This window comes from Bacteroidota bacterium (assembly GCA_016183775.1).
GTDB lineage: Bacteria > Bacteroidota > Bacteroidia > JABDFU01 > JABDFU01 > JABDFU01.
On record JACPDY010000001.1, the window covers coordinates 1 to 25,173 of the forward strand.

The 25,173-nt window shown below is 38.4% G+C and carries 16 protein-coding genes; 10 read left to right on the plus strand and 6 right to left on the minus strand.

Annotation, left to right across the window (positions count from 1 at the left end):
• Positions 1-93: 93 nt before the first annotated feature.
• Positions 94-516 carry a hypothetical protein gene (locus HYU69_00005; GenBank protein ID MBI2268720.1) on the minus strand — a complete coding sequence of 141 codons (423 nt, stop codon included), beginning with the start codon at positions 514-516 and terminating at the stop codon, positions 94-96.
• A 335-nt stretch (positions 517-851) separates the two neighbouring features.
• On the opposite strand from HYU69_00005, the gene HYU69_00010 reads away from it, so the two are divergent.
• The 3 genes from HYU69_00010 to HYU69_00020 all read left to right on the plus strand — a co-directional run bounded on the left by HYU69_00010 (position 852) and on the right by HYU69_00020 (position 5,887).
• Entirely contained in the window at positions 852-2,030 is a 1,179-nt protein-coding gene (locus HYU69_00010; GenBank protein MBI2268721.1) for a T9SS type A sorting domain-containing protein, read from the plus strand.
• A 91-nt stretch (positions 2,031-2,121) separates the two neighbouring features.
• Positions 2,122-2,778, plus strand: coding sequence for a VOC family protein (locus HYU69_00015; protein ID MBI2268722.1), 657 nt, complete (start codon positions 2,122-2,124; stop codon positions 2,776-2,778).
• 220 nt (positions 2,779-2,998) lie between these two features.
• Positions 2,999-5,887: an SBBP repeat-containing protein gene (locus HYU69_00020; GenBank protein ID MBI2268723.1), complete on the plus strand. Its 2,889-nt coding sequence runs from the start codon at positions 2,999-3,001 to the stop codon at positions 5,885-5,887.
• 68 nt (positions 5,888-5,955) lie between these two features.
• Here the strand turns inward: HYU69_00020 and HYU69_00025 are convergent, their stop codons facing one another.
• The gene (locus HYU69_00025; protein MBI2268724.1) at positions 5,956-7,512 is read right to left on the minus strand and encodes a hypothetical protein; all 1,557 of its coding nucleotides are present in this window, start codon (positions 7,510-7,512) and stop codon (positions 5,956-5,958) included.
• Positions 7,513-7,683: 171 nt separating this feature from the next.
• Between HYU69_00025 and HYU69_00030 the strand changes: the two genes are divergently transcribed.
• Positions 7,684-11,703, plus strand: coding sequence for a PKD domain-containing protein (locus HYU69_00030; protein MBI2268725.1), 4,020 nt, complete (start codon positions 7,684-7,686; stop codon positions 11,701-11,703).
• An 8-nt stretch (positions 11,704-11,711) separates the two neighbouring features.
• Here HYU69_00030 and HYU69_00035 read toward each other — a convergent pair whose 3' ends face one another.
• A complete protein-coding gene (locus HYU69_00035; protein ID MBI2268726.1) occupies positions 11,712-14,657 on the minus strand; it encodes a serine hydrolase in 2,946 nt (981 codons plus the stop codon).
• Between the two features lie 577 nt (positions 14,658-15,234).
• Here HYU69_00035 and mutL point away from each other — a divergent pair.
• From mutL to HYU69_00050, 3 genes are read left to right on the plus strand one after another with little or no spacing between them, the layout of a single operon-like run.
• Complete coding sequence (gene mutL / locus HYU69_00040; GenBank protein ID MBI2268727.1) at positions 15,235-17,067, plus strand: DNA mismatch repair endonuclease MutL; 1,833 nt, start codon at positions 15,235-15,237, stop codon at positions 17,065-17,067.
• A gap of 10 nt (positions 17,068-17,077) precedes the next feature.
• Positions 17,078-17,932 (plus strand): rhomboid family intramembrane serine protease, encoded by an 855-nt coding sequence (locus HYU69_00045; GenBank protein ID MBI2268728.1) that lies wholly within the window; start codon positions 17,078-17,080, stop codon positions 17,930-17,932.
• A 5-nt stretch (positions 17,933-17,937) separates the two neighbouring features.
• Positions 17,938-18,810: a rhomboid family intramembrane serine protease gene (locus tag HYU69_00050; protein MBI2268729.1), complete on the plus strand. Its 873-nt coding sequence runs from the start codon at positions 17,938-17,940 to the stop codon at positions 18,808-18,810.
• 273 nt (positions 18,811-19,083) lie between these two features.
• Here HYU69_00050 and HYU69_00055 read toward each other — a convergent pair whose 3' ends face one another.
• Positions 19,084-19,371, minus strand: coding sequence for a hypothetical protein (locus HYU69_00055; GenBank protein MBI2268730.1), 288 nt, complete (start codon positions 19,369-19,371; stop codon positions 19,084-19,086).
• Positions 19,355-19,567 (minus strand): hypothetical protein, encoded by a 213-nt coding sequence (locus tag HYU69_00060; GenBank protein ID MBI2268731.1) that lies wholly within the window; start codon positions 19,565-19,567, stop codon positions 19,355-19,357. The genes HYU69_00055 and HYU69_00060 overlap by 17 nt, the downstream gene beginning before the upstream one ends.
• A 113-nt stretch (positions 19,568-19,680) precedes the next feature.
• Here HYU69_00060 and mtaB point away from each other — a divergent pair, with 113 nt between their 5' ends.
• From mtaB to HYU69_00075, 3 genes are all read left to right on the plus strand, one after another.
• Entirely contained in the window at positions 19,681-21,024 is a 1,344-nt protein-coding gene (gene mtaB, locus HYU69_00065) for a tRNA (N(6)-L-threonylcarbamoyladenosine(37)-C(2))-methylthiotransferase MtaB (GenBank protein MBI2268732.1), read from the plus strand.
• Between the two features lie 92 nt (positions 21,025-21,116).
• The gene (locus HYU69_00070) at positions 21,117-22,286 is read left to right on the plus strand and encodes a prolipoprotein diacylglyceryl transferase (GenBank protein ID MBI2268733.1); all 1,170 of its coding nucleotides are present in this window, start codon (positions 21,117-21,119) and stop codon (positions 22,284-22,286) included.
• Between the two features lie 24 nt (positions 22,287-22,310).
• Positions 22,311-23,105, plus strand: coding sequence for an inositol monophosphatase (locus HYU69_00075; protein ID MBI2268734.1), 795 nt, complete (start codon positions 22,311-22,313; stop codon positions 23,103-23,105).
• Positions 23,106-23,537: 432 nt separating this feature from the next.
• On the opposite strand, the gene HYU69_00080 is transcribed toward HYU69_00075, so the two are convergent.
• Positions 23,538-25,043: a hypothetical protein gene (locus HYU69_00080; GenBank protein MBI2268735.1), complete on the minus strand. Its 1,506-nt coding sequence runs from the start codon at positions 25,041-25,043 to the stop codon at positions 23,538-23,540.
• Between the last annotated feature and the right edge of the window lie 130 nt (positions 25,044-25,173).

Consider the following 25,173-nt stretch of genomic DNA (forward strand, 5'->3'; position numbering starts at 1 on the left):
AGGCAATGAAAAAAATGTTTATAAAAGGTTTCATAAAAATCAATTAAGCTTGTTCGAGTAACGCGATACCTCGAGGCTCTGCCTCGGGGTTATTCATTTGAATTTCGAATCAATTCCGTTTTTGAGAACCAATTCCTTTAAAATATTTATTAAACTAACTGTATCTATTTTTGATATTTCTTTACTTAACTTCATAAAATAAATACTATCCTCATGGTTAAAAGTGCTAAAAATCAGCTGCTTCCCTTCCATAGAATATAAGTCGTCCACATTGCATTTATTCTTTATTCCAATCGGCTTTCGGGACAAGACTGAATCGATCTTATGTATAAAATCAGCAGCTAGAAAATAGGTGTAATTTCTGCCTGCATCCTTCACTGTGTTTACCGCTGTATAATCAAATGTTTTATCATATACTTTGAAAGATGTGATCAACCCAAACATTTGCAGGGCAATCAGACCAACCATAATAATCAAAAGGATTACATTTGAATACTTTGTGAGAACCTGCTTCATATATTCTAAATCTATGAAAAATTGAGATGTGTATAGCATGATTAAGGTTTTATTCAGGGTTTTTAAGCAATTGTAAAGCTTAATTAATCAGGTATGACCTACTTTTGCTTAGGTAAATTAATTCCAATGATAGAAAACATCAAAAGCACTATACTTAGCCAATTTTGGAATAAAAAAGACGGGGGCCTTTATTCTTTAAAGAGATTTTTCCTTATTTCAAATAATCGTGATATGTTTTGGTTAAAAATAATTATTGCTGCTGCAATACTAATGAAAGGATGCTTGTCTTCCTGAAAGAATATTTATTTTTTAACCAACCATAAATTAAACAAACAATGAAAACAAAAGCAATAACATTAATACTTACACTTTTGGTAATCTTAAGTAACGCCCAAACCTGGACGAAGAAGGCTGATTTTAGCGGCACAGTGAGAGAAGCAGGTGTTATGTGCCTTATTAAAAATAAAATTTATGTTGGGCTTGGAGGCGACAATACATTCTATAGCGACTGGTATGAGTATGATATTTCTTTAAATTCATGGTCTGCTAAGAAAAACTTTCCAGGTGTTGGCAGATTTGCACCCGCTTTTTTTACTATCAATGGAAAAATATACATTGGGTGTGGTTTTGACCAGTCTTTTTCTCCCCTAAAAGATTTCTTTTGCTATGACCCCTCAACCGACAAATGGACTACCGTAGCTGATTTTGGCGGCGATGTTCGCGGAGGTACAATTCATTTTTCATCACACAATAAAGGATTTGTAGGAACAGGGGTAAATTCATCCTTTACACCGCAACAGGACATATGGATGTATAATGACACAACAAATAAATGGACAAAGAAAAATAATTTTTCCGGTGGAGCCCGTTGGAGGATGGCGACTTTTGCTTTAATGGATACCGTTTATGCGGGATGTGGCGCTAACACCTCAACCACTTATTCCAGCTTTTGGAAGTACGATTTCATGAATGATAATTGGTTGAAAATTGCTGACTTTCCGGGTGCCCCACGTGTTTCTCCATTTGGATTGGGAATTAACAACATGGGATATGTTGGAACAGGGCTATCCATTTCAATGGTAAATTATAAAGATGTTTATAAATACAATCCTTCAACAAATATATGGACGGGTGCTGCAGATTTCCCGGGTGGAGCAAGAAATTCAACCGTATGTGCATCAGATGGCATTAATGGCTGGATAAGTATGGGAAATAACGGAACTGGTTGGGAAAATGACCTATGGCTATTCTCAGGCATAACCGGAATTGACACATATTACCAAATACAAGGCGTATCATTATTCCCTATTCCGGCAAGTGATATATTAAGTTTATCAATTGACCCTTCAATTAATGGTGAATTCGAAATAACAACAATTAAAGGAGAAATTTTATTAACAGGCCGGCTTACAGATCATATTGACATAAAAAACCTGCCAAATGGAGCATATCTATTTAATATTTCTTCAAATAGTGGTGGAAGTTTTCATAGAAAAATTATTATATACCATTAACTGTTGTATGTTATCGAACACATCCACCTCAGCTACAATGGTAATTAATCTGGCTGTTAGCTGTAACAGTCAGAGATAGGGTATATAAAGAATGGAAATTTTAGAACTAGCATTACAAACGAATAATTTGATGGGAACAAAAACATTCAACCAACAGACAATTGGATTTAAAATTGTTGACGAAACAGAAAATCTCATTTCATTTAGAATCGGTTATTCAAAATTAATATTTAAATCAATAAACAATAATTTAAATCCTAAATATCATTTTGCGTTTAACATTCCAACAAATAAAATAGAAGAAGCAATTGAATGGACTTCACAACGAGCAAAGCTAATTCATACAAAAAATGAAAGCATTATTACTGATTTTGAAAATTGGAATGCAAAGGCTATTTATTTTTTCGATAACAATCAAAATATTTTAGAATTCATAAGCAGAACAGATTTAAATAATCCAACTGACAAAGAATTTTCAATTGAAACTGTATTAAACATTAATGAAGTTGGTCTTGTAGTTGATCGTCCAATAAAAATTGGAGAAGATATAAACAGAAAAGTTGCAACAGATTTTTTTGCCAAAGGACCAAAACGAGATGACTTTGCCGCAGTAGGAGATGAAATAGGACTATTTGTAATATCAAATCCAAACAGAAAATGGTATCCAACAGAACAATTGGCAGAAAGGTGGAAAATAAAAACCGTGATAAAAATTGACGGCACAGAACATGAACTTGAATTTAATTAATCAAAAGGCTACAGTTAAAAGAGGGTTTGAAAAGCTCCCCACTTTTTGATTTCCAATATTTAAACTATTTTCAATCACATAAAACAAGTGGTTACAGTATATTTACTTTATGACTTTACATAGCCGGCCCACTAAACTTACTTCATTCATAATATATTTATCTGTTTTAATTGCTTCTCCAGTAATCTCTGCTGCGGGCAATACTTCAAAAACAATTGATTTGAAGTTAAATTCCAATGCATGCGGACGGATCCGGAATCACGCTGTTCAATTTCTTGAAAACAAAGGCCAAATGACTGATGTTAACGGACAACCTGTTCCATCTGTATTGTTTAAAACACAAGTCCCGGGTATGGACATGTATTTAACAGACAAAGGATTGACCTACATTTTCATTGACTCCCTGGGCGAAAAAGAAAACGAAGAAGTCGACGAAAAAAAACATGATGAAAAAAAAATTGAAAAGAGGTGGAGCCGTATTGACATGACTTTTTCAGGAGCATCCATCAAAAAGGAAAATACTATAAAAGAAAAACAGTCTTCGTCAAATTACAATTATTTCTATGGACATTGCCCCGAAGGCATTTATGGGGTAAAGCAGTATGAAAAAATAACCATTAAAAATATTTACCCCGGAATAGATTGGGTATTGTATAATTCCGGAGAGAATGGATTTAAATATGATCTCATCGTTAATCCCGGTGCTAACCCCGATGCGATAGAACTTATATACTCATCATTAAATCCAATAACAATCGACTCAAGTGGAAATGTAAGATCAGAAACTGAATTAGGAACCTTAACTGAAAACGCCCCGGTTAGCTTTCAAGATAAAACGGAGATACAAAGCCGGTTTATAAAAAGCAGAGTTGTGAAAAATGAAGCGGGCATTTATAACACGTATCTTAAATTTTCTATTGGCAATTATGATTACAACAGACTACTTAGAATTGACCCTCAACTTGTTTGGGGTACATTTTATGGAGGCTTTGCTCACGAAGGGTTTATGAGTTTTGACACTGACGCAAGCGGAAATTTATATGTGACAGGATATTCCAATTCAGATAATTTCCCGGTATTAAACTCCGGTACATATTTTAGCGGCACTTTTGGCGGCAATTGGCCCGCAAATGATGCGGTAGTTCTGAAATTTTCAAACTCAGGTGTACTGCTTTGGGCAACCTATTTTGGAGGAAGTCAGAATGATGCAGGCAGTATAATAAAAATTGATGCGAATAATAATATATTAGTTACCGGCAATACAAATAGTACCGACTTCCCGGTTCTAAATCCTTTCCAACCAACAATTGGAGGCAGTTATGACGCTTTCGCAATAAAATTTAATAGTTCCGGAGCCTTGCAATGGGCAACATATTACGGAGGTTCGAATGATGAAAACAGGCACAATAATATTGCGGGAGGAATAACAACAGATAATGTGGGCAATGTTTTTATTGTCGGAAGTACACGGTCGACAAATTTTCCTGTCCAGAATTCGGGCACGTATTTTTCTGGTCTGTTAAAAGGAAGCAGCGATGGTTTTATTGTAAAGTTTAGCAGTACAGGAATGTGTTTGTGGGGAACCTACTACGGAGGCACTAATAATGATGAGATAAATTCAATTGCAACCGATGCATTAGGGGATATTTGCATAATTGGAACAACTCTTTCCGGAAATTTTCCTGTAAAAACATCGGGGGCAGCTTATTTTGATAATGCTGCAGCTGGCATGGATGCATTTGTTTCAAAATTTACAAATACCGGGATTCATACCTGGTCAACATATTTTGGAGGAACGAGCGGCATTGATGAAGGCATCTGTATTATAATTGATAGAACCGGAAACATTATTATTGAAGGAAATACAAGTTCATCGGATTTTCCACTTTTAAACCCGGGAGGATCCTCATATTTCGACAATACCTATAATGGAGGTGTACAGGATGTCTATTTAGCAAAATTTTCCAGCATCGGTATTCTAACTTGGTCCACTTTTTATGGTGGGAATGGAAGAGATGGCCATTCTCTTTCAAAAACCTATGATAACCTTGCTGTTGATCAGTGTAACAATATATATTATTACTTTTCTACTACATCTACTGATATTAATTCACTTGATCAACAATGTGGTACTTTTTTTGATGGCACTTACGGTGGCGGTGGTTGCTGTAACAGCTTTGGAGATTGTTATATTACGGAGTTCTCTGCTTCATGTAAATTACTTTGGGCAAGCTATGTTGGTGGTACTGAAGAAGATTTCAGAACACCTGTTGCTACAGACATTTACAACAACCTGTTTATTGGAGGAGAATGGCCAAATTATACATCAAGTTCCGGCCTTCCTGTTTTAAATCCGGGTGGAGGAGCGTATTATAAAAACTCACCTGTTGCCGGTGATGACAGTTTTATCCTCAAGTTAATCCCGATATTACCAACCTATACACAATCTCAGGTCAACACATGCGCCTGCAACGGAACTGCGGCACTAAATATAACATGCGGCACTGCACCTTACAATTACGTATGGAGCAATGCCACTCAAACCATTGGTAGTAATTCAACAAGCAATTTCATAACAAATATTTGTGCGGGTGCTTATTGGGTGGAGGTAAAAGACGGTGCGTGTAACCGTGACACGCTTCACTTTACAATTAACGGAAGCAGCTTAACTTTAACTACCTCTCAAAATAACGCAACTTGCAGCAGCGCAGGTACAGCAACGGTATCCGTTTCCGCAAATGGAACTGCACCTTACACATATAGCTGGGCATCAGGTGGACAAACCACACAAACCTCAACAGGGCTATCTCCCGGAACATACACAGTTACGGTTTCCGACATAAATGGCTGCACCTCCACCTCAACAGTCACAATTTCTTCACCCCCACCCCTCACAGCTCAATTTACAAAAGGCACAGCTAACTGCCCGGGTTGCGGTTGTAAAGAATGGTTATTGGTAACTGCCGCTGGCGGCACAAGCCCTTATAGTTATACCTGGCCGGATGGATATGTTAACAGGTATAAAAACAACCTTTGTCCGGGAGTTTATTTGGTAAATGTTAAAGATAAGAACGGGTGCAGTGTAAATGTCAGCCTTACTTCACCATGATACGACCATTGGGATAGCTTGCTGTGTCTGGCATTTGGCCATAAATATATTAAGCTTACCGGGAGCCTTTAACTGCCAACTGATCTCATTTTCTCTTTCACCATTTCAGCAAATGTTTTATTTTTTATTTTGCTATCTATCCAGGAAATAATATCAAAAGGATCAAGAGCGGAGGATTCATAAGGGGATTTTAAAGCTTTTGTTATTTTGACCTTGAGTTTTTTAAATTCACTTAACTCCTCATTTGTATTGATCTTCGCATAGTTTTGAATAAAAGAAACAATTATAGATTCTACTTTATAAACCTTTTTTTGTTTTTTGAAATAGCGTTGTGCAGCGAGATTCATATATTCCAGATGATCATAGTTTTTTAATTCGAAATTATTGATGAGGTTTAAAATCTTCATTGAAATCATAATATCTTCTCTGAACATTTCCTTCGGCAGGTTGAATAACTCATTTATCCAATGTAAACTTTCTTTGTAGTACCCTACACCAAAACAGGTATAGGCATAGTTACCAATGAAAACAAGAAGATATTCCTTGGCCATTTTATTTTTAAATTTCAAAAATGTGGGAAGAAACTGATTTCCCGCTGTCATTCCATTAGCCAATTGCCCCATGTGATTTAGAAGAGAAAGCTCTTCTATGTAACCATATTGAATAACTTTTATATATGCATCGTCAGTTTCTTTAAGGTTAAAGGCTGATGGGATCGACTTTATTTTTTTTATGGTATTCAGTGCTTCGATATGGTTTTTAGTCAATATCTGATCAAGTAATAAATTGCCGATCGAGTCGATATAAGCAGCCACTTCCTGTTTGTTGTTTTTATTAAGTTTTGTTTCTATTAAGGCTAAGCCTTTAAGTGCATATGTTCCTGCTTTTGCATGATCTCCAATCAGGAAATAGTAATTTTGAAAAATGAAATACTTTAATTTTTTAGAAAAGCTTGTTGTTGTAATTGTTTCATCATTCATAAGCGGATGTCGGATGATATCGTCAAATAGTTTTTTTTCTTTCCCTGATCTTAATTCGTTTCCCTTTTCTTTCATGTGCATTTCAACTTTATGGGCAAGTTGTTTGTATTCATTTTCTGTTGAAAGAAGCCTGTGAATATTTTTTTCTTCTTCGAGTAGTTTGAATATTCTGCTATTTACCTGTTTTCTGTTTATAAAATACCTCAATAGTATTCTTCTTTCCAGCTGAGCAATGTATAATATAAGTTCAAATCTTTCAGAAGTGTATGCTGTTTTTTTTATTCTAAGAAGCCTACTGTATGCATCTTCATACATGGACTTATTTATGAGGATTGTAATATGACCTATTCCTTGCATAATTACTGAATCGATCTGCTTCCCCTTGTCAAATAGCTCCAGACTTTCTAATATCTTTTGGTATAGATGATACTTGGTGCTGGGAATATTTTTAATGACACCCGACAAATCTTTATAAATATCTTTTTCGGAATAGTTCTCCTGGTTTTCAATGGCATCGAAAAGCGTTATGTAATGACTGAAGTCTTTGATGAGGTGTCTTGACACATAAAGCTTAAAATAACGCTTTTCAGACTTTGTCAGGGACTTTATAAGTCGGAATAGTGGATCATGGTTTAGTTTAGACATAATATAAATATATACTAAAAACTATTAAAAATAGCTATTATATATATATTAGTTATTATAGACATAATATAATATTGCGTAACTTGTTTTGGAATCAGGATGTAGAAAGGTTTAACTTAGATTTATGGGATGGAATTTTTAACTGATATCTCAGATTTAACCGGAGACAAAATGAATATAACATCAAATATAGCGACCTCGTTAAATACAAAGTGCTGTAATTTACAATCAGCTATTTTTATCAATATACTCATCCTTGTATTGTTTAGTTTAATTATTGGTATATGTCCCGTATATGGTCAACGCTTCGCCAATGCAATTGGCACCGGAAAAGGAGGATCTGATACAGGAGTTAAAAGTGTTGCGAGAGGAAATGGGATGAGTTTCGCTCCAAATAAGGGACAGATTGTTGATATGGATGGCAAACTCAGGCCGGATGTATTATACCACGGGGGTGGGGGTGGAGCTGATGTATACCTGCGTCTAACAGGGATGTCATACGTTTATACTAATATGGGTGAAGTAATTAATGAGGCGGATGAGTATGTGGAGAATTTAATTGAGTCAGGTATAATAACCGAGTCGGATGAAAATGAGAAGAAGGAAGATTTTTTGCGTACGCAAAATGTAAAGATGCATAGGGTGGATATGGATTTCCTGAATTGCATGACAAGCATAAGTTGTGTTAACGAAGATGAACTGGAAGGTTGCGAGAATTATTATTATGCACATTGCCCGCTTGGAGTAACCAATGTAAAGCAGTATAACAGGGTCACTTATAAAAATATTTATAAAAATATTGATGTGGTTTATTGCGGTGACCGACAAAATGGTATTAAATATGATCTGGTTGTACAACCACATGCTGATCCGAATCAGATACAGCTCAACTGGAAAGGCGCCGAGCATATATATATTGACCGACAAGGTGGCCTGGTGATCAAAACAAGTGTAAATGAATTTTATGAATCAATACCCAGGGTTTATCAGAATATAAATGGGCAAATTGTTGATGTTGATGCCAGGTATATTCTTAATGGAACCGTTGTGACCTTTGAACTTGGAACCTGGAACCCGGAGTTTCCTTTGATTATTGATCCCTGGGCAACCTATTTTTCAGGGACATCGGGTGCAATCCAATCCTGTTCAGGCAGCGATATTGCTACGGATGGATTTGGGAATGTAGCCTCAACAGGCTGGACAGCTTCAGGTAGTTTGCCGGTTAGTGCAGGTTCATTCCAGGCAAGTTACAGGGGTTCAGGTGATTGTTTTGTGACCAAATTTTCCATTTCAGGGGCACGTATTTTTGGTACATACTTTGGCGGGTCGTCAAATGATTATGGTTTTGGTTTGACAATTGATGGCAATAATGATATTTTGGTTTCTGGAAAAACTCAATCCGGTAATTTTCCAACCATGAATGCCGGCGGAGGTGCTTATTTTCAGGCTGCCAGTGCAGGAGGATTTGACGCTTTCATTGCCAAATTCACTCCTGCCGGGGTCCTCACATGGTCTACACTATATGGCGGCTCATTAGCTGATGAAGGAATAGATGTGAAAACCGATGGTGCAAACAATGTAGTGCTTGTTGGAACAACGCAGTCTGTTAGCTTTCCCGTACAGGCACCTTATCAGGCGGTAATTGGTGCTGGTGCAACACAAAACGCATTTGTGGTAAAATTTAACAGTAATTGTGTAAGACAATGGGCAACCTATTACGGAGGATCAAGTCGTGACGGTGCAGTTGGGGTTGCCTGCAATGCGGTAGGAGATATTTTTGTTACCGGTTATACAAGCTCAACTAATTTTCCTGTAATGTCGGGTTATCAAATGACTTCCGGTGGATCTACAGATGCATTTGCATTGAAGTTATCAGGAGCAAATGGTTTTCCGGTTTGGTCTACTTATTATGGAGGTTCTGATATTGATCATAGTTTTTCTATAGCAGTGGATGGTGCAGGTGATGTTGTTTTTGTTGGAAACATGAGGTCTACTGGTTTTATTCAAAGTTCCGGGGCAAATCAAACTATTATAGGAGGAGGTATGGGCGATGCTTTTATAGCAAAGTTTAATACTTCTGGTAATCGTTTATGGGGAACATATCATGGCGGAAGTGATTGGGAAGTTTCAGCGGGATGCGCTATTGATGCGAACAACAATATTTATTGGTATGGAGAAATTGAGGACAGTCCACCCCGCAGTTTTTTTGTCAGCCAATGTGCGTATCAACCATATAGGTATCAACATCAACCGCAAATTGCCGGTCCGGATGACGAGGATTTTTATATTTCAAAATTTGATCCGAATGGAACACTTCTTTGTACAACTACCTTTGGCGGGCCCAATGAAGAGGATGGTGATCAGAATCCGCATACGGATATTGCAATATTTGGCAAATATATTTATGCTACGGGTTGGGTCTCCGATAATTTCCCCGTTACTTCCGGGGCATTTCAAACCACATCGGTACCGAGGCCCAATGGTGGAAATGCATTCATTGCTCAATTGTGTATTAATATTTGTCAGCCTAAATTCATTGGCATTGATAATGTGGCAGCGAGTCAAACAATAGTTTGTCCTAATGTTCCAATCGCTTTTACATCAGCCGTAAATAAAACAACCTGCAGTGATACCACATTAAAATTTAAATGGACTTTTACCGGCGGCACACCGAACACTTCAATTGTTCAAAATCCGACAATTACATATAGCACTCCCGGACTCTATACGGTAAAGTTGGTTGTAAATAATCTTTGTCAAACAGATTCTGTGATAAAAACAAATTATATCCTTGTTCAGCCATGCGCAATAAGTGCTTCAGCAACGGGCGCTACAGTTTGTCCGAATAGTTGCGCCAATATAACAGCTGCCGGCCTTAGCGGAACAAATCCGTATACTTACAAATGGAGCACAGGAGCTAATACTTCTGTAATTAATGTTTGCCCCGCTGCTACAACAGCTTACACAGTCACAGTAACTGATGCCTCAGGAAACTCTGCTACGGTGGCGGCATTGGTAAATGTAAGATTCTCGGTCATTGCTACCACTTCAAGTTCAAATATTAAATGCAATAATGTTGTAAAGACAGGTGATGCATTTGTACAGGTTACCACAGGTGTCTGGTCATATTCATACAGTTGGAGTAATGGTTTCACTACACAGTGGGCTACAGGGCTTACTGCGGGCAATCATACGGTTACGGTTACAGATGGGGATGGATGTAAAATAACCAAAGTGGTTACAATTGTTGATCCAAATCCGGTTGCATCTTTTACCAAACCAGCTACGATTTGTGTTGGATCAGGTTCCATATTTACTTTCACGGGAACAACAGGTGTAGATATGAGGTATAGCTGGACTGTCGGAGCTCCGGTTAATGTAAGTGGCACTACTTCGAGTTTCTCATATACGTTTTTAACTGCAGGCTCATATAGTATTACTTATTCTGTTTCTAACCAAAATCCAAATTACATCGGCTGTAGTGCTTCAACTACAAACACAGTGACAGTAATTAGTTGTACAGGCCCCATCGTAACAGCAACGGGCAGTTCGGTTTGCCCTGGTTTTTGTGCTTCTGTTACTTCTATTGGCACCGGTGGTACTGTTCCGTATACTTATTCATGGAGCAATGGTGCCACTACACAAAATATAAATTCATGCCCGGCAACAACCACAACTTACACAGTAATAATAAAAGATGCGGGTGGAAATACATCTACATCAAGTGCAGTTGTAACCGTCAACCCCGGAATTACCGTAACAACGGTTGCCACAACTATAAATTGTAATGGCAGTACAGGATCTGTTTCTGCTTCAGGCAGTAATGGAACTTCACCGTATACATACGTATGGAGTAATGGTTCAACTGGGGCGGTGGTTTCTGGATTGGCTGGAGCCGGTTATACCATAACTGTAACTGATGGTAAAGGTTGTACGGGTGTTTCAACGGCCACAATAGTTTCGCCGCCGCCATTGGTCGGACAAATTACAAAGGGTACTGCAGCTTGCATGGGTTGTGGCTGTAAAGAATGGATTATGGTAACTGCCACGGGCGGAACAAGCCCGTATAGTTATACCTGGCCGGATGGATATATCAACAGATATAAAAATAACCTTTGCCCGGGAGCTTATTTGGTAAATGTTAAAGATAAGAACGGGTGTAGTGTAAATGTTAATGTCGCTACGCCCTGATACAATTTTTATTTGATCGCGTTGTAGATCTCCTTTTGAATTTTACTGCGTATTCCCATTTTGGAAAGTTTGTTTATTTCTGCATCAGGATAAACACGGTTGGAAAGAAAAACATACACAAGATTCTTTGCGGGGTCGGCCCATGTAATTGTACCTGTAAATCCGGAATGACCATAGCTGAGATACGACACACAATCACATACCGGGCTTTCTTTGGTTGAATTAGTCTCCGGTTTGTCAAATCCAACGGCTCTCCTGTTGTCGGTGCAATACTGGCAACGGGTGAACTCACTTACTATTGCCGTATCAAGGTATCTGACACCTCCGTATTCTCCTTTTTGCATGAACATTTGCGTAAGTATGGCCAGGTCGTTCGCGTTGGCAAATAGGCCTGCATGTCCTCCAACACCTCCCATCATTGCCGCGCCCTGATCATGAACATCACCATGGACCAATTGCTTGCGGAATTTCACATCATATTCGGTTGGTGGTATTCTGGTTAACTCAAATCGCGCACGTGGAAGATAACTCATGGTTGAAAGTCCGAGAGGAGTGTAAAAATTTTTTGACACATATTCATTCAATGGCATTCCTGTTTTTTGTTCAATGATTTTTTTGAGATAGTAATATCCCAGGTCGCTGTATTTGTACCGGCCGGCTTCTTTTACTTCGGAGTTGGCGATTTCTTTGTAAATAGTATCCGTGTAATTTTTTCGAATATACATATCGTTCGCCACACGTACAGGGAAAGAATCGCTTTGCGTTTTACTGTAGATGCCAGGTTTGTATTGTCCTTTTTTCACGGTATGTAGCCAGAAAGGGATCCAGTCGCGCAGTCCGGCCTGGTGTGCCATCATTTCCCGGATAATAATATTAGCCTTATTGGTTCCTTCGAGTTCCGGAAGATGATAGCACAACCGATCGTCTAATTTTATTTTATGTTCTTCAACCATTTTCATTAGTGAAGGTGCTGAAGCTGCAATCTTGGTTACCGAAGCCAGATCATATATATCGGTATTGGTCACAGCGCGCTTGTTCTCATAAGTATGATAGCCGAATGATTTCAGGTAGATTACTTTACCCTCTTTTGCGACAAGAATTTCACAGCCGGGGTAAGCTTTTTCTTTTATACCATACAATGCAATGGTGTCTATCCTGTCGAAATCAGAACTTGAAAGACCGAGTTCTTCAGGTATGGTATACTTAAAGCGTCCCAGGCCGGTTGTTTCAATGCCGGAACCAAATTTAAAATTTGCAGAAGCGGTAACCGGCAGTTTTCCATTTACACCGATTGCGCCAAAAATAAGTTGTGCGGAAAGGCTTTGAGTCAGCTCATTATCTTCATAAGATAAAATAACTCCATCCGCATTTTGAAGACTATCAATGCGTAGAAGAATATATGGATTGGCGCTTACATTGACAATAGTTTTGTTTTGCCTCATTACTTCTTGCAATACCTTTGAGGATTGATCAGTGAATCCAAAATTTTTAACGGGCGAATTATTTGTGTTATTTACGTGAACGACAACGAGATTGTATGCTTTTAGCCATTTTACCACCGAATCGCATTCCGATGGTTTTGCGGTTCTGTCAAGGCCAAAATGTTTAACCGGTGCGTAGTACCCAAGCATTTCCTGGAATTGATTCGTGGTTTTATATCCAAGCGATAATGACGCGATCTTAAGGGTGTCCAATTTTTGTAATGGAATCACGTTGTTTTTATTTTGTAGTAATGTAAGTGAAGCTTCAACCAGCTTGCGGTTGATAAGGTCTGCTTGAGGTGTATTCAGATCCTTTGTGAGATTTTTGAGTTCAATTGGAGAGTAATGATCAAGGCCGCACCATTGCTTGGCAAGCAGTATTTTTTTGCAGCGTTTGTCAATTTCTTCCTGTGTGATATCTCCTTTAGCGATCGCTTTTTTAATTTCAATGATCGCTGTTGGTACGTCTTCCGCAAATAATAACACATCATTTCCTGCCAGGAGCGCTTTCACATTTACAACTCCGGGAGGATAAAATTTGCTTACCCCCTTCATGTTAAGCGCATCTGTAAAAACAAGGCCGCTGAATTTTAATTCATCTTTAAGTAGACCTGTAACAATAGTTTTGGATAGGGTAGAGGCAGTGTTTTTTGTGGAGTCAAGTGAAGGAATAAATAAATGAGCTACCATTAAGCTGCCAAGTCCTTTTTCCATTAGTTGTTTAAATGGATACAGATCCAGTGAATCAAGCAGTTCTTTGGAGTGTTTGATAGTTGGTAATGTTTTATGTGAATCGCTGTCCGTATCACCATGTCCTGGAAAATGTTTGGCATTTGCCATTACTCCATTGTCCTGCATCCCTTTCATGTACATTGTGGCTTTTCGGGCCACCAGGTATTTATTTTCACCGAATGAGCGGTTGCTGATAACCGGATTGAGCGGATTGCTGTTAATATCAACAACGGGCGCGAGATTAACATGTATTCCTAAGCGTTTGCATTGTCGTGCTATTTCGGCACCCATTTGGTAGATCAATGTATCATTTTGTATGGCACCGAGCGACATTTGCCGCGGAAACTGAGTTGTGCTGTCCAATCGCATAGCCAAACCCCATTCGCCATCAATTGAGATCATCAACGGAACTTTGGACAAGCTTTGGTATTCATTGGTCAGTATGGCTTCGCGTACCGGGCCTCCCTGGAAAAAAATAAGCCCGCCTATATGGTATTTGGAAACCAGTTCTTTTATATCATCTACATGGTTTTTGTCCTTGTTTGAATAGGCCGCCACCATAAAAAGCTGGGCAATGCGTTCATCCGGACTTAATGTTAGATAAACGGAATCTGCCCAGTGGGTATTGGTTAAGGCGTAAAACGGAACGGAGTTATCGGGGGCTTGCTTAAAGCCGGCAAACAGCAGCGCAGCTGCAGACAGAATGAATATTGAAACCCGCTGGTATACAATTTTTCGCATAAGGGATAAAGTTATCCAAATGGATACTTGACAATTACGTTGGTGAATCCAACTTATTAACGCCAATTTGTGAATTGAGGGAATGTCCTCTTTCATTGGTCTCATTCGTTAGTTGAAACTATGCACTTTCAGTGCACGACTTTCAGTTTCTAAAAACATTATTTTCTCTGTGGCTCTCTGTGAAACTCCTTTTTCTCTGTGTAATTTTTTTTACACAGAGTTTCACAGAGGAGACACAGAGAATCACAGAGCATTTTTTATTTAGTATTGCGGAAAGAATTTCATCCTTTCTTTATCTCAACCTATGGACTTTCAGTTCTAGTGGTTTAGTTAATCAAATGAAGCAAAGTAAGGGTTGAATAAATTGCCACAAAGATACCAAGACACAAAGTTTTACGAAGATTTCTTTGTGCTTCCTGGTGCCTTTGTGGTCTTAGTGGCAAAATACTTTATGTTTTTCTTGCCAAAATCCTGATCTACGCAAATATTAATTTTCAACATTGCAGTTTTCGGTGCTCATTACACCGGAATTTCTCCTTCATAAGTAGTATATTTAACCTCATTTTTAAAACCAACAATGTCCGATATAATTCAGCTTTTACCCGATTCAGTAGCCAACCAGATAGCGGCAGGTGAGGTTATTCAACGACCCGCTTCTGCTGTAAAGGAATTGTTGGAAAATGCCATCGATTCAGGTGCTGCTGATATCAAATTGATCGTAAAGGATTCCGGTAAAACACTGATACAGGTAATTGACAATGGTTGCGGTATGAGTGAAACTGATGCACGTATGAGTTTTGAGCGCCACGCCACATCTAAAATTAAAAAGGCTGATGATCTGTTTAATATACGTACCAAAGGTTTTAGGGGAGAGGCATTGGCGTCGATCGCGGCTATCGCGCATGTTGAACTAAAAACACGGCGGCCTAATGATGAAATTGGTACGCGTATTGAAATGGAAGGAAGTGAAGTGAAAAGTCAAAATCCTTTTAATAGCCCTGTTGGAACAGCATTTTCAGTTAAAAATTTATTTTATAATGTCCCGGCCCGCCGGAATTTTTTGAAATCCGACCAGGTAGAGTTTCGTCATATACTGGAAGAATTTGAGCGGGTGGCCATACCTCATCCTGAAATAGCTTTCTCATTGCATCATAATAACCAGATCGTTTTCCAACTGGAAAAGGGATCTTTGAAGCAGCGTATCGTTGCTTTGTTTGGCGGAAACTATAACGAACGCTTGGCGCCTATTGAGCAGGAAACAAACATTTTGAACCTTATCGGATACATCGGCAAACCGGAGTTCGCTAAAAAGACGAGGGGAGAACAGTTCTTTTTCATCAACAGGCGTTTTATAAAGAGTGCCTACCTGAATCACGCCGTGCAAGGGGCTTACGATGAATTATTGGCGAGGGATAGTTTCCCATCGTACTTCATATTAATGGAGGTTGATCCGAAAACAATTGATATTAATATTCATCCCACCAAAACGGAAATAAAGTTTGAGGACGAGAAGTCGATCTACGCTATTTTACGTTCAAGTGTTAAGCTTTCATTGGGAAAGCATAATATAACACCAACTATAGATTTTAACCAGGAAATGAGTTTTGCCAATATCCCCTTAAAGTCGGATAAGGATTTTATTCCCGAGCCAACTATAAAGGTTGATCCGGATTATAATCCTTTTAAAGCAAGTGGTAAAGCGACATCATCTTATAAGAAAAGCGAATCTGTTCTTAACTTATCAAATAAAGCCAACTGGGAAAAGTTGTACGAGTCAATAAAGACCGAAACTGAACAGCAGCAAAAGCCGGCGGAGAAAGCTCCGGAGATGATACATATTGAAGAAGGCAGTCAGGTTTTCCAGTTGCATGGTAAATATATTTTATCTCCGATTAAGTCCGGGATCATGATCGTTGATCAGCAAGGTGCGCACGAGCGTATTTTATATGAGCAATACGTGAATTCGATAGCGAATCACAAAGCCTCATCGCAGCAGGAATTGTTCCCTAAAACAATTGAGTTAAGTACAGGTGATGCGGAGTTGGTGAAGGAATTGTCAGCGGAAATTCATGGAGTTGGTTTCGATATCAGTGAGTTTGGTAAGAATACATTTGTGATTAATGGGATTCCCGCCGATGTTACAAGTGCCGATAGCATACAATTGCTCGAAGGTTTGCTTGAAACCTACAAACAGAATCTTATAGAAGTTAAAATAGACAAGCGCGAGAATATAGCCAGATCAATGGCCAGGAACGCTGCTGTTAAGGTGGGAAGGTTACTTACCCAGGGTGAAATGCAGGGGCTTATTGATCGGCTGTTCGCATGTGCAATGCCATATACGTCACCTTCGGGCAAGCCGGTTGTTACAACAATGGCTGTTGCTGATATAGAAAAGTTGTTTAAAAAATAATTGTGTAAGTATGAGCTACCAGGAATACCGTCCGTCCAGTTTTCAGATATTACCCCCGGTAATTAAGAATATACTTATTATCAATGTTATATTTCTGTTTGCTCAATCTGTTCTTCGGAATGCATATAATATCGAATTAAGTGAATTTCTTGGTTTGCATTACTTTTTTGCAGATAAATTCAGGGTTTATCAGTTTATAACTTATATGTTCATGCATGGTGATTTTTTTCACCTGTTATCAAACATGTTTGCTTTATGGATGTTTGGCTCCGTATTGGAAAATTTCTGGGGCCCCAAACGATTCCTGACTTTTTATTTAGTAACCGGCCTGGGCGCCGCGCTTACTCATTACATTATTTTTTATTTTCAAATAACACCCACTGTTGATTTTGTTAATCAATACATAGCCAGTCCCGACCTCAGGCAATTTGAGGAGTTCTTTCAATCGGGTCATTTTAAAATAGTTTCAATTGAAATGAAAAGCCAGGTGGAAGCCCTCATTGCTCAATACAATGGTATGGAAGCTGCCGGTAACCAGGCGGGAATGCTGAGTGCTTCGCTTGAATTTATGAATAATTACAAAGATGAATTGTTGAATGCTCCCGTGGTGGTTGGGGCTTCCGGTTCTGTATTTGGTGTGCTGCTGGCTTTTGGTATGTTGTTCCCGAACACAATGTTGTATGTGTATTTTGCCATACCTATTAAAGCAAAATATTTTGTTATTATTTATGGTGCCATTGAATTGTTTTCGGGTATACAGGGTGCAGTTGGCGACAATGTGGCTCACTTTGCGCATCTGGGTGGAATGCTTTTTGGCTTTATACTTATAAAATATTGGGGTAAAAATCACAGTCAATTCTATTAAAAGATATGTCCATCGTTGAAGATTTGAAAAATACGTTCAGGGGAAAGAATAACGGATTAATGAAATTGATAGTCATTAACGTTATTTTATTTGTCGTATCGAACCTTTTTATAGGTATCACAAGGCTTTCCGGGGGCGCAGGAAGTGAGGTATATCAGTTATTCGGATTGACACCTGATCTTTCTTTTCTTCTTTCGCACTTTTGGACCCCTGTTACCTATATGTTCTTTCATAATGATGTGTTTCACATTCTTTTTAATATGCTTTGGTTATACTGGATGGGACAACTATTTGTGGAATTCATTGGAAGCAAGCAGCTGATCAGTACCTATTTATTGGGCGGTATAAGCGGCGGTATTTTATTTATCGCAACCAGTTTTTTATTTCCTGAAGCATTATCCGGAGCTGTATTAATTGGAGCGTCTGCCGCTGTTATGGCTATTGTGGTGGCAATTGCTTTTTTAATTCCTAACTATACTATTCAATTACTTTTATTTGGTTCGGTAAAACTTAAATACCTGGCTTTGATTTCTTTTATTCTCTCTACATTGATTGATTTTTACAATAATACTGGTGGAAAGGTGGCGCATATTGGGGGTGCATTGTATGGCTATATTTTTATTGTTCAATATCGCAAAGGAAGTGATATAGGTAAACACGTCAGTTCAATTATTGGTTGGGCCGGAAATTTATTTAAACCCCGCACCAGGATGAAAGTGGCGTACAAAAAGCCCGCCAGCGATGAAGTATATAACACGAATAAGCTCGCCGCCGAAAGGTATATGAATGCCATACTGGATAAGATCTCCAAATCCGGGTACGATAGCCTTAGCAAGGAAGAAAAGGAATTTTTGTTTAAGCAAAGTGGTAAAAGATAGTTTCAAGTTTCAGGTTTCAAGTTAAAGCCAACCTGAAACCTCGAACTTGAAACTAATTGATCGTATAATTTTAATTCTCAACTATACATTTATAATTTGCCTGTTAATTTCCTATTTCGCTCCCTCCATCGGTTCTGAGATTTTACATCATCGCATTTTTGGGCTTGGCTTATCCTATTCCTGTTTTTTATGAACATAGTATTTGTAATTTATTGGCTTATGCATTGGAATAAAAAATTTCCGGACATTTTGTTTTGACCTTTAGTAAAATATTTACCTCCTGTAAAATTTATAAAAGTCGGCACGTGATAATATTCTCTCTGCCCAAATGGTATTATTTTTTAAAATAAATCCCAGCCTGTAGTTCTCCTTTTCGCTGATCTTTATTTTTATTCTGAAACGGATTTTGTATTCGTCAAGTGCTTTGTGACCCGGGATATCTGAAATGGTGCGAGCAGACCTGATCTGTTTGATGATGGTATAAATCTTTTCATTCAACTTTGGCTTCCCTTTTAATTTAACCAAGTCACGTTTGAATTTCGGCCTAAATCTTAGCTCCATTTCGTTTCAACAGTTTTAAAATTTCCTGTTCCGAAACTTCACCGCCTTCGCGTTCGGCTTCATCTATCATTTTTGCGAACCATATATCTTCTTTATCGTCAGTCGATAAAACCTTAGATTTCAAGTGGAATTTTTTAAACAAGGCCAGGAAAAATGATTTTTCCTTTTCGGGTATGTTTACGATCATTGTTGTCATTGGCAGTACTTTTTAAGTATATAAAGATAGTGAAAAATGGAAATACTTCCGTTTGAGTACCCAATCCCGCTTGCGTAAATCACCAAGCCCGATTTTTAGTACATTTGCTCCTCATGAATCCCAATAAAACAGTTGCTTTTCATACGCTTGGCTGCAAGTTAAATTATTCCGAAACTTCGGCCATTGCGCGTACTTTTAAAAGTAAGGGGTATGCTGAAGTTGATTTTAAAGATCATGCTGATGTTTATGTAATAAATACCTGTTCTGTTACTGAGAATGCCGATAAAGAATGCCGTTATATTGTAAATACTGCTCTCAGGAATTCTCCTGATGCATTCATCGCAATTATTGGTTGCTATGCTCAGCTAAAACCCAATGAAATAGCAAATATTGAAGGGGTGGATCTGGTCCTTGGTGCTACTGAAAAATTTAAACTAATTAATTACCTGGATGATTTGCAAAAGAAGCAATATGCCGAAATTCATTCATGTGAAGTTAGCGATGCCGATCTCTTTGTCGACTCTTATTCATTAGGCAGTGGCCGCACACGCGCTTTTCTCAAAGTGCAGGATGGTTGTGATTATACGTGTTCGTATTGTACCATTCCATTGGCGCGTGGTGCCAGCAGGAGCGCTAGTGTCGCTAGTGTGGTTGGCAACGCGAAGAAAATAGCCGCCGAAGGTGCCAAAGAAATTGTTTTGACAGGAGTAAACATAGGTGATTTTGGAATTCATCTTAATAATGGGCATGCGGATCGGAAAGAAAACTTCCTTGAACTGATCAAAGAACTGGATAAGGTGGAGGGAATTGAACGCTTCCGTATTTCATCCATTGAGCCCAATCTGTTGAAGGATGAGATCATTGAATTTGTAGCTTCTTCAAAACGTTTTGTGCCGCACTTCCACATTCCACTTCAATCGGGTTCAAATAAATTACTGAAGCTTATGCGCAGGCGTTACATGCGCGAATTGTATGCAGAGCGAGTGAATAAAATAAAGTCAATAATGCCCGATTGCTGTATTGGCGTTGATGTGATCGTTGGTTTTCCCGGCGAAACTGAAACTGATTTCCTTGAAACATATAATTTCCTGAATGAGTTGAATGTTTCTTACCTGCACGTTTTTACTTATTCTGAGCGTGATAATACTGATGCGGTAAAACTGGATGGAGTTGTACCTGTTGCTGAACGTAAAAAACGTAATAAAATGCTGCGTATTTTATCCGCGAAAAAACTCCGGCAGTTTTATGAAGAGAATTTGAATGCAACACAAATTGTATTATTTGAAAGAGAAAGTAAAAATGGCTTCATGCATGGTTTTACAAAAAATTATGTAAAAGTTACAACACCATTTAATGAGCAATTAGTAAATCAATTGGTTCCCGTTAAGCTGACGGATATTGGCTCCGACGGAAATATAATTATTGAACTGTTTGAAGAAAGTATTGTAAACACTTAAAAAAATGGTTTCAGGTTTCAAGTTTCAGGTTGTTTAATAACTACAAACTGAACCTTGAACCTTGAACCCTGAACCCTGAACCTTGAACCACTATGTACCCCAACCTATATTTCGCTTTCAAAGACATCTTCGGCATTGAACTGGATTTTCTAAAAATGTTTCAGAGTTTCGGTTTTTTTGTAGCAGTTTCTTTTTTATTGGCTGCTTATTTCTTTTCAATTGAATTGAAACGAAAGGAGAATGAAGGTTTACTCAGTTCCAGGCCAACACAGATATTAAAAGGCAAGAAGCCAACCACGGCCGACTATATAGTTTCCCTCCTGCTGGGTTTCGTATTGGGATATAAGCTGTTCTTTATCATTCTTCATTTTGGCGATTTCCTGGAAGATACACAGGGATTCATACTTTCATTGCAGGGAAATCTTATCGGAGGATTGATAGTTGCAGCAGTATTCTGGTTTCTGAAATACCGCGAAGCCCGGATGCTGGATGATAAGGAGCCACAATTGGAGGATAGCGTCATTCATCCTTACGAGCATGTGGGCAATATGACAACGATAGCCGCTATCGCCGGGATCATCGGCGCAAAAATATTTCATAACCTCGAGAACTGGGACCAATTTGCGGCAGATCCTTTGGGAGAATTGATGTCCTTCAGTGGTTTAACCATGTATGGTGGCTTGATCTGTGGTGCAGCCGCAGTTATTTATTATGCCTACAAAAATAATATAGCTATAAGGCCGCTTATTGATGCCTGTGCACCAGGTCTTATGCTTGCCTATGGTGTTGGTCGAATTGGCTGCCAGGTGGCAGGTGATGGTGACTGGGGGATAGACAATCTTGCGGCAAAACCCGGTTGGTTAAATTTTTTACCGGATTGGTTCTGGAGTTACAATTACCCGCATAATGTGAATGGAGTAGGGGTGCCTATCCCCGGTTGTGAAGGCAAATATTGCGAAATGTTGCTTAACCCGGTTTTTCCCACACCATTATACGAATCTATCGTATGTATTTCACTTTTCTTTGTGCTATGGAGCTTGCGCAAAAAGATAAAAGTACCCGGTGTGATGTTCTGTATTTATCTTATTCTTAATGGTGTTGAACGGTTCTTCATCGAAAAGATCCGTATCAATACCGAATATCATATTTTTGGATTCGGGATAACACAGGCTGAGATCATTTCCGCATTGTTAGTTATTGTTGGCATAACAGGTATTTGGTGGTTTAGAAAACACGTAAAGCAAGGGATGACATCGCTTTAAGCGCAATATCATTCCTTTATTAAAATGAAACTCGAATCAATTTGCTTCAAAGTTTGTGAACTAACCGAACAGGTTGGTGGCTATATTAAGCAGGAGTTAACTAAAGTGCGATCGCAGCATGTGGAAGTAAAAGGGAAAAATGATTTTGTTACCTATGTTGATAAAGGTGCCGAACAATTATTAGTAGCCGGCCTTGGTAAACTTATTCCCAAGGCAGGTTTTATTGCGGAAGAAAACACATCGTCAGCCAAAGGAGAAACATATAATTGGGTCATTGATCCACTTGACGGCACAACCAATTTTATTCATGGTTTGCCTTGCTATTCAATAAGCATAGGTCTTCTGAGGGATAATACACCTGTAATGGGAGTCGTCCACGAACTTAACCTCAGTGAATGTTTTTACGCCTGGGGAAACAGCAAAGCTTATTGCAATAAAACTGAAATTAAGGTAACGCAGGCAGCTCTATTAAAAGACACATTGGTCGCTACGGGTTTTCCTTACTATAATTACGATCGTCTGGATGAATACATGGAGTTTTTCAAGCACCTGATGAGGGAAACACATGGCTTGCGCAGGTTGGGTTCTGCCGCCGTTGACCTAGCTTATGTGGCCTGTGGGCGGTTCGACGCTTTTTATGAATACGGGCTTCGTCCCTGGGATGTGGCAGGCGGAGCGTTCATTGTTCAACAGGCGGGCGGGAAGATAACGGACTTTGGCGGAGGCGACAATTATATTTTTGGCAGGGAGCTGATTGCATGTACTCCGGGTATTCACAATGAGTTTATAAACAGTTTGCAGCAATATTTCAAAAAATGAAGAAATTTATTTTGGAAATCTACCACAAGTATAAAGATTATGTTCCCGCTGACTTGTGGGCCTTTTTAATTTTCATTATTATCACGATCATCGGGCTTATTATAGTGCTTTGATATACCGGTTCTTAGTCAATTTAAGGATTTTTCATCCGCCAAACCTGCCTGACCGGCAGGCAGGTTGGTTTAGAACCGTTTATGCCGAACATTAAAATCCTTTAACCCAACTTATGCAGTAGAAGGGAGTAAAGCGACTGAACTATTTATGCCCTTTTCGGGTATCTGCATTAGTTGGGTTTATCCCGATTTACTTGTGCCCATGGGTAGAAAATCACCTTGAAGGTTGAATGAAATGAAGCCTGAAAGCCTGATTTTCTTAATCGCTATGCATTAGAGATTTTCTAATGCATAGTTTGGGGTAGTAAAAGGAGTGTGATCACGAATTTTTTTCCAAGGCTTTTTCTTTCACCACTTTGGCAAAATGTTTTCCTGTTATTTTACTTTCCGCCCAACATAATATAAAATCAGTCTGTGATCTTTTCTCTTCGGATTCTTTTTTTCTGATCTTTTCTACTTCATCTCTGAATATGATCAGTTCGGCTATAAGTTCTTTTTTGCTATTGATCTTCGGGATCTTTTTCCTGATAAAATTCAGGATAGCATGATCCGTTTTGTATAAAATATTTCTTTTCTGTAAATACCGGAAAGTCGATCTAACTGCATATTGAAGTAATTCCGCATGTCCGAGCTCATAATAAATAATTATGCTGAGCACTTTTGCCATGGAATAAACATCGCTTCTGTAATCTATGTTCTGCCGGTTTATTATGTTGTTTATATGTTTGATGGCCATATTGTACTCCTCTGATCCGAAATAAACGATCGAAATGGAATAATTAATATGTATAAAATCGGACAGGGTGTATCGGGTGCCTTCATAAATGTGAAACTTTGATTTTATTTGTTTCACTACCTCTATCCCTTTTTCGAATTTCCCCTGATTATTATAATGCACTAATTCGACAGAGTTAGTAATAATAAATAACCTGTTCCTGGCATTTTCATTTAATGAAGGGAAATTTTCAGGTAGCGCTTTTAACTTTTGTATGGTCTGAAATGCCTCATCAAATTTTTTGAGTTGATTTTGGCTATTGATCAGATTTCCCAGACAGGCTATATATCTTTCCGGTATAAGCTCAATATTGTGAGGATGTTTTTCCATCAAGGATACCAGCTTCTTTCTGAAATTATATATCTGAATACGATCCCCTGTATATTCATAATACTGGCAATAACATAAGTAAAAGCTGAAAAGTGCCTGGTAGGTTTGAGCTTCTTTTTCATCGCTCAGTAAACGATCTTTCATCGCTCTTTTTTTAGTGCTGTCCGGACCCAGGTATAATTGATGATCCAATAGCAGGTATTCGGTTTGGTTTTTATATTTTTCGACTGTGCTAAGCATTGTTTTGATGACCTGTTCGACTTGTACAAAGGGGACATTGTAGTAATTCTTTCTTCGCATTAGCCGGTCTTCCAACTCCATGATCTGAAGTAATGATAACAGCTGCCCATATTTCTCAGCTTTCTTTTTCGCCTTCGCCACCATTTTCTCAGCCTGCTCCAGCAAACCTTTATCGCGTAATATTTCTATGTAATCAATTTCCGCTTTTAACTTATTTGTAAATGAAATATTGGCATTATACGTCCTGAGGCTTCTTAGTATCGCATTATACAGTCTGACTTTTATTACCGAGAGATCCGAAATGTATTTTTCGGTTTTTATTAATTTTTCCTCATCATATTCCTTTTGTTGTTCAATTACGTCAAAAAAACGCACATAATTGTTTTCGTCGCCTTTACCATGCATTGATGTAAATAATTTAAAATGTCTTTTTTCCGACTTGCTTAATGACTTAATAAGGGCGAAAAGTTCTTTTGACACGATTTGGAAATGAAGTAAATTCGTTTAAAAATAAGCATTAATAGCTTAAAAAATGAGTTTATTTACATAATTAAATTAATAATTCTGAATTAGAAAAGAAGTTTAATTGAAAAATTTAATTGACTCTCGC